Source organism: Rhodococcus sp. BS-15 (assembly GCF_000813105.1).
GTDB lineage: Bacteria > Actinomycetota > Actinomycetes > Mycobacteriales > Mycobacteriaceae > Rhodococcoides.
The window spans coordinates 1-5513 of sequence record NZ_BAOX01000313.1; the positions used below are offsets into that span (position 1 = coordinate 1).

Here is a 5513-nt window from a genome sequence, read left to right on the forward strand (position 1 = left end):
CGGCGGGCTCGTCTCCGAGCGTGTCCGCAAAGGCCATACCGGGCAGGTCGTGCACCCCGTTGACGGTGCTCAACGTCAGCGAGGGCCAGCGGAACTGCCACGCGCCGCCCGGGCCGGGGGAGCGGTCCAACATCACGAAGCCCTCGCCCGCGGTCAGGCCCGCGCGATGCAGGTGATAGCCGGCCGAGAGTCCGGCCTGGCCGGCGCCGATGACGGCGACCCGAGTGTCGATCATGGAGACCAGTAGATCAGGCCCCGCACTGTCAATTCCCGTACCGGTCGGTAACCTCTGCTCTCGTGATCGGACTCTCTCGTGACGGCGACGTCGTCACCATCGAACTGCAGCGCCCGGATCGACGGAACGCGTTGAACTCCGAGCTGTGCCTCGCGGTGCATCGCGGAGTCGAACAAGCCGAGCGTGACGGCGCACGGGTCGTGGTCATCACCGGCCAGGGAACCAGCTTCTGCGCGGGCGCGGATCTGACCGGTGATGCGTTTCCCGAGCATTTCGGGCAGATCCTCGAGGAGATGCTGACGGCAATCGAACGTGTCTCGATTCCGGTCGTGGCTGCGGTCAACGGCCCAGCAGTGGGGGCTGGGACACAGTTGGCGATCGCCTGCGATCTGCGGGTCGTTGCGCCGGGCAGCTTCTTCGAGATTCCGTCGACGAGGCTCGGTATCGCGGTGAGCAACTGGACCATCCGGCGCTTGGCCGCGCTCGCAGGCGGCGGCGTTGCACGCACGATTCTGATCGGCGGGGAACGGGTGCACGCCGATCAGGCCCATGTGTGCGGGCTGGCCAACAAACTCGGCGACGTCGACGCGGCGACGCAATGGGCGCAGTCGATCACCGAGCTCGCTCCGTTGGCGCTGCGCCACCTCAAGCTCGTCTTCAACGACGATGGAGCACATGATGTTCCGACGCCGGAGCAGACCGTAGCGTTCGAGGCCGCGTGGAGCAGTGAGGACATGAAGGAAGCGCGCCGCGCACGTACCGAGAAGCGCACGCCGAAGTTCGTGGGCAGGTGATCGACGGCGGGGGTCTTTTCGGTAGGAAGAGACAACCCGCGCGTGTCGTTTACGAACCGTTGGGACTTCGAAAGTCGTTCTGTCCCTTATGAGTCGATGCGTCGCATCGTTGTTCGGATCGACCCCGTTCGTTCATCTTCGGTTCGCCTGACCCGCTTGTTCCATCCATAGTTTTTCGCTGCTCGCATCGAGTGATGGACACGACGAAAGACTGAGGAACATGAAGCTGACTCGATTCGCGGCAACGTCCGCATTGGTCATTGCAGCGATGACGACCGCCATGGGAACCGCCTACGCCGATCCGGCTCCGGCGCTCGCCGCTCCGGTCGGTTGGAACGTCACCCAGGCCGGTAACCAGGTCATCGTCGACACGTCGGCGGGCACCCTGAGCAACGAGGACAACCATCTCGTCGTCCGCGACGCCAACGGTGCGCTGGTCGATTCCGTGCCACTGGCCATTGCCGTCGACGGATTCTCGCACCCCGTCGCCGCCGTCATCGACGGAAACCACGCCACCTTGACCGCCGATGCCTCGCCTGCCGCGGCAACCCCGGTCTCCGCCTCTCTTCCAGGTCTGCAGCAGGTCGACCTGCCCGCCGCAGTCTCCGGCGTCAAGGACAACATCAGCCTCTCCGCATCGGTCGGCGGATTCCTCGGAGCCGCAACCGGTCTGGTCACCGGCTGCTTCCTCGGAGCCATCGCTGCCGGTACCGTCTCCGCACCTGCACTGCTGCTCTTCGGTGCCGCACCGGTGGCCGGTTGCGTCGGCGGCGCACTGCTTCTGGGCTCCGGTGCATCGCTCGCCGGTACCGCCATCGGCGGTCTCGGTGCCATCGCAGGGAACGGAGGGCAGTTCATCCAGCTCCTCAACGCTCCCCCCGCCGTCAAGAAGTAATACTCTTACAGCAGTGCTGTGGCCCGCATCGGATTCCGTTGCGGGCCACGGTCGTCGGCACGTTCCGAGTTGCTAGCGAGCCAGCGCGAGATCTCCCACGTGTGCACGTCGAGCGGCCGTCACGAGTTCGACGATGGCCTCGGCCACCTCGTGGGCGCGCTCCAGAATCACCATGTGCCCGGCCTGCGCGACGCGTACCAGGCGAGCGTCGGGCAGATGTGCGGCAAGGGTTTCCGAGTGTCGCATGGGTGTCATCAGGTCGTCGGAGCCGCAGAGTACGAGGGTGGGAATCGAGGCGAGGGCAGCCAGGCCGGACACCTCGTCGAGCCCTCGGAACGCCCCGAGGAAGCCGGCCATCGTCACGATGGACGTCTCACCCAGCATCGCCGTCGCCAGCGTCACCACCCTCGGACTGACTCTTCGGGATCCGCATCCCGCTGTTCTGACGATGGGTGCACAGACGCCGCGACTGAGTCTCTTGGCGCCCGACATCAGCGAGGGGCCCGTCGAACAGCGGCCTGGAATACCGACACCGCGGGATGCGCGAGGCAACTGCCGAGTCCGTCGTCGGTGATCCCGCCCGCCGACGTCGCGATCAAACCGACTCCGATCAGGCGCGTGCCGATGGCCTCCGGGTTCTGGCGGGCGTAGGACAGCGCCGTCATTCCCCCCATCGAATGGCCGACGACGACGAACGGTCCCGACGGAACCACTGCGCGGATCACGTCGGCCAGGTCCTCGCCGAGTCGGTCGATGGTGCAACTCTCCGACGCGGCCGGACTCGATTCGCCGTGCCCGCGGTGGTCGTACATCACGATCCGCACGTCGTCTCCCCAGGTGTGCTCGACCTGTCGACGCAGGTCGGTCCACGACTGCATCCGCAGGCAGTGTCCGTGCACGAACACCGCGGTCAGCGGCGCATTCGGATGCCCGAACTCGCGAACCGCCAGCGCGGTGCCGTCGCCGGCAGCGACGGTGCTGCGGCGACCGACCTGATGGGTCTGCTCGCTGATGATCATGGGGCGCTCCGCGGGTGTGAGTGTCACGTGCTGCGACGACGGTGTTGCCCGGTACTTCGCTTCCTCGACACGCCGTGTTACCTGAATCACAATTTTCTGTCGGTGTGGTACCCGCTCGGACCAAGCCGGGTGGGAATCGGCACCGAAGTACTGGTGAGCGTTCAGGAGAGGACGCGCGTTGCCAGTGAGGAGATCGGCCATGGGTTTCGGCATGGACAGGCTCGAGGATGTTGTGCCCCGCGCCGTAGCGGGAGATCGACTCGCCCTCGAACAGGTGCTGGTGCTGATCCAGCCACCGGTTCGCCGATACTGCTCCGCCCGGATCGGAAATCTCGACGTCGCCGCGGACGATGTGGTGCAGGAGGTCTGCCTCGCACTGGTCACCGCCATTCCCAAGTACCGCGACATGGGCAAGCCCTTCATGCATTCGTGTACGGGATCGCCGCGCACAAGCTGGCCGACGCCGGTCGCAAATCGGTTCTGCGGCAGTCGTTCTCGATCGACGAGATGCCCGAGGAGCAATCCACCGATGCCGGGCCGGAACAGCTCGCGCTCGGCGACGAACTGCGTAGCCACACCCAGGCATTGATGGACACCCTGCCGACGAAGTACCGCAAGATCATTCTGATGCGAGTCGTGTGGGGCATGACGGCACCACAAACCGGTGAAGCACTCGGAATGACGGCCGGAGCCGTGCGAGTGGCCCAGCATCGGGCGATGAACATGCTTCGCGCCGAGCTGTCGAACTTCTCGCTGCTGGCGGCGCGCGCAGTCGCCTGACGTTCCCGCCGCGACGCGTATCGCGCCGGATGTCCGAATCGTCGGAGTGAGTAACAGTAGCTACATCTTTCCAAGACACCCCGGCAACGTGGCGGTTCTACGTTGTTGACCCATGACCGCCGTACAGCCAGCGCCGACAGACACCGCGCTCAAAGAGACGCTCGAGGACTACACGCTGCGCTTTGCGCCGCGTAGCTACCGAAAATGGGGAACCGGTGTTGTCGCGACGTCCGCACTCGGCGGAATCGCGTACCTCGCGGACTTCGCCATCGGTGCCAACATCGGAATCTCGTACGGAACCGGCAACGCACTCTGGGGAATCCTGGTGTTCGCCGTCGTGATCTTCCTGACCGGGCTCCCACTCGCCTACTATGCCGCCCGCTACAACATCGATCTCGATTTGATCACGCGCGGAAGCGGATTCGGCTACTACGGGTCGGTGGTCACCAACGTCATCTTTGCGACGTTCACGTTCATCTTCTTCGCGCTCGAAGGTTCGATCATGGCGCAGGGACTCGAACTCGGCTTGGGCATCCCGTTGCCCATCGGGTACGCGGTGTCCACGATCATGGTGATTCCTCTGGTCATCTACGGCATGAAAGCCCTTGCCAAGCTCCAGGTCTGGACCACCCCGCTGTGGCTGGTGCTGATGGTGCTCCCGTTCGTATATCTGGTGATCAGCAATCCTGATTCGGTCGGGGAGTTCCTCGCCTACGGCGGTCAGGACGGTGCCGACGGTAAGGGCGTCAACATCGGATCGGTGATGCTCGCGGCGGGCGTGTGTCTGTCGTTGATCGCGCAGATCGCCGAGCAGATCGACTACCTGCGGTTCATGCCGCCCAAGACTCCCGAGAACTCCCGACGCTGGTGGACTGCAGTGCTTCTCGCGGGACCGGGCTGGGTCATCTTCGGTGCACTCAAGCAGGTCGTCGGTCTCTTCCTTGCCGTGTACCTGATCGCCAACGTCGTCGACGGTTCGACCATCGCCAACGAGCCTGTGCACCAGTTCCTGGAAATCTACGAGAACTTCATGCCGGGCTGGCTCGCGATGACCCTCGCGGTGATCCTGGTCGTCATCAGCCAGATCAAGATCAACGTCACCAACGCATACTCCGGGTCGCTGGCGTGGACCAACTCCTACACCCGCCTCACCAAGACGTATCCCGGACGCATGGTGTTCGTGCTGTTCAACCTTGCCATCGCACTTATCCTGATGGAAGCCAACATGTTCGACTTCCTCAACAGCATCCTCGGCTTCTACGCCAACTGCGGTATCGCGTGGATTGCCGTGGTGGCGTCGACATCGTATTCAACAAGTACATCCTGAAGCTCTCGCCCAAGGTGCCCGAGTTCCGACGCGGCATGCTCTACAACATCAATCCGGTCGGCTTCGGGTCGATGGCGGCGTCGGCGATCCTGTCGATCCTCGTCTTCTTCGGGGCATTCGGATCTGCGATCAAACCGTATTCGCCCATCGTGGCTCTCGTTCTCGCACTGGTTCTTCCGCCCATTCTGGCGGTGGCAACCAAGGCAGGTACTACCTGCGACGCACGGACGACGGTATCGATCTGCCGATGTTCGACGAGCACGGCAACCCGTCCGACGCGCTCGTGATGTGCCACGTCAGCGGCATGGAATTCGAGCGACCCGACATGATCGCGTCCAACGTGCCCGGGCCGAACGGAGAGAAGCAGTACATCAGTTCACTCTCGCTCAGCACCGACAAGACGGGGGAGCACATCCTGCCTCCGCAGTAAGTGCGGCTGCGCCGCAGTGGTGTGATTATGTGC

Annotated in this window: 3 protein-coding genes and 3 pseudogenes; 4 read left to right on the top strand and 2 right to left on the bottom strand. The window is 64.1% G+C overall.

Annotated features, from left to right (window positions below; all coding sequences use genetic code 11):
* Positions 1–235, bottom strand: a 235-nt coding sequence (locus tag RHBS_RS23610) for an NAD(P)-binding protein (RefSeq protein WP_148311813.1), incomplete at its 3' end; no start/stop codon positions are given.
* A gap of 62 nt (positions 236–297) precedes the next feature.
* Here RHBS_RS23610 and RHBS_RS23615 point away from each other — a divergent pair.
* The gene (locus RHBS_RS23615; RefSeq protein WP_128646563.1) at positions 298–1029 is read left to right on the top strand and encodes an enoyl-CoA hydratase; all 732 of its coding nucleotides are present in this window, start codon (positions 298–300) and stop codon (positions 1027–1029) included.
* Between the two features lie 220 nt (positions 1030–1249).
* Positions 1250–1924 (top strand): hypothetical protein, encoded by a 675-nt coding sequence (locus RHBS_RS23620; RefSeq protein WP_128646565.1) that lies wholly within the window; start codon positions 1250–1252, stop codon positions 1922–1924.
* Between the two features lie 72 nt (positions 1925–1996).
* Here the strand turns inward: RHBS_RS23620 and RHBS_RS23625 are convergent.
* Positions 1997–2943, bottom strand: a pseudogene (locus RHBS_RS23625) (alpha/beta fold hydrolase).
* 199 nt (positions 2944–3142) lie between these two features.
* On the opposite strand from RHBS_RS23625, the pseudogene shbA reads away from it, so the two are divergent.
* Positions 3143–3723 (top strand): annotated as a pseudogene (gene shbA, locus RHBS_RS23630) (RNA polymerase sigma factor ShbA).
* Positions 3724–3835: 112 nt separating this feature from the next.
* Positions 3836–5480: pseudogene (locus RHBS_RS23635) on the top strand (cytosine permease).
* Positions 5481–5513: the final 33 nt, after the last annotated feature.

Excerpts from the sequence above, each read along its gene's own strand:
- RHBS_RS23620 (WP_128646565.1), top strand. The coding sequence starts at position 1,250 with ATGAAGCTGACTCGATTCGCGGCAACGTCCGCATTGGTCATTGCAGCG.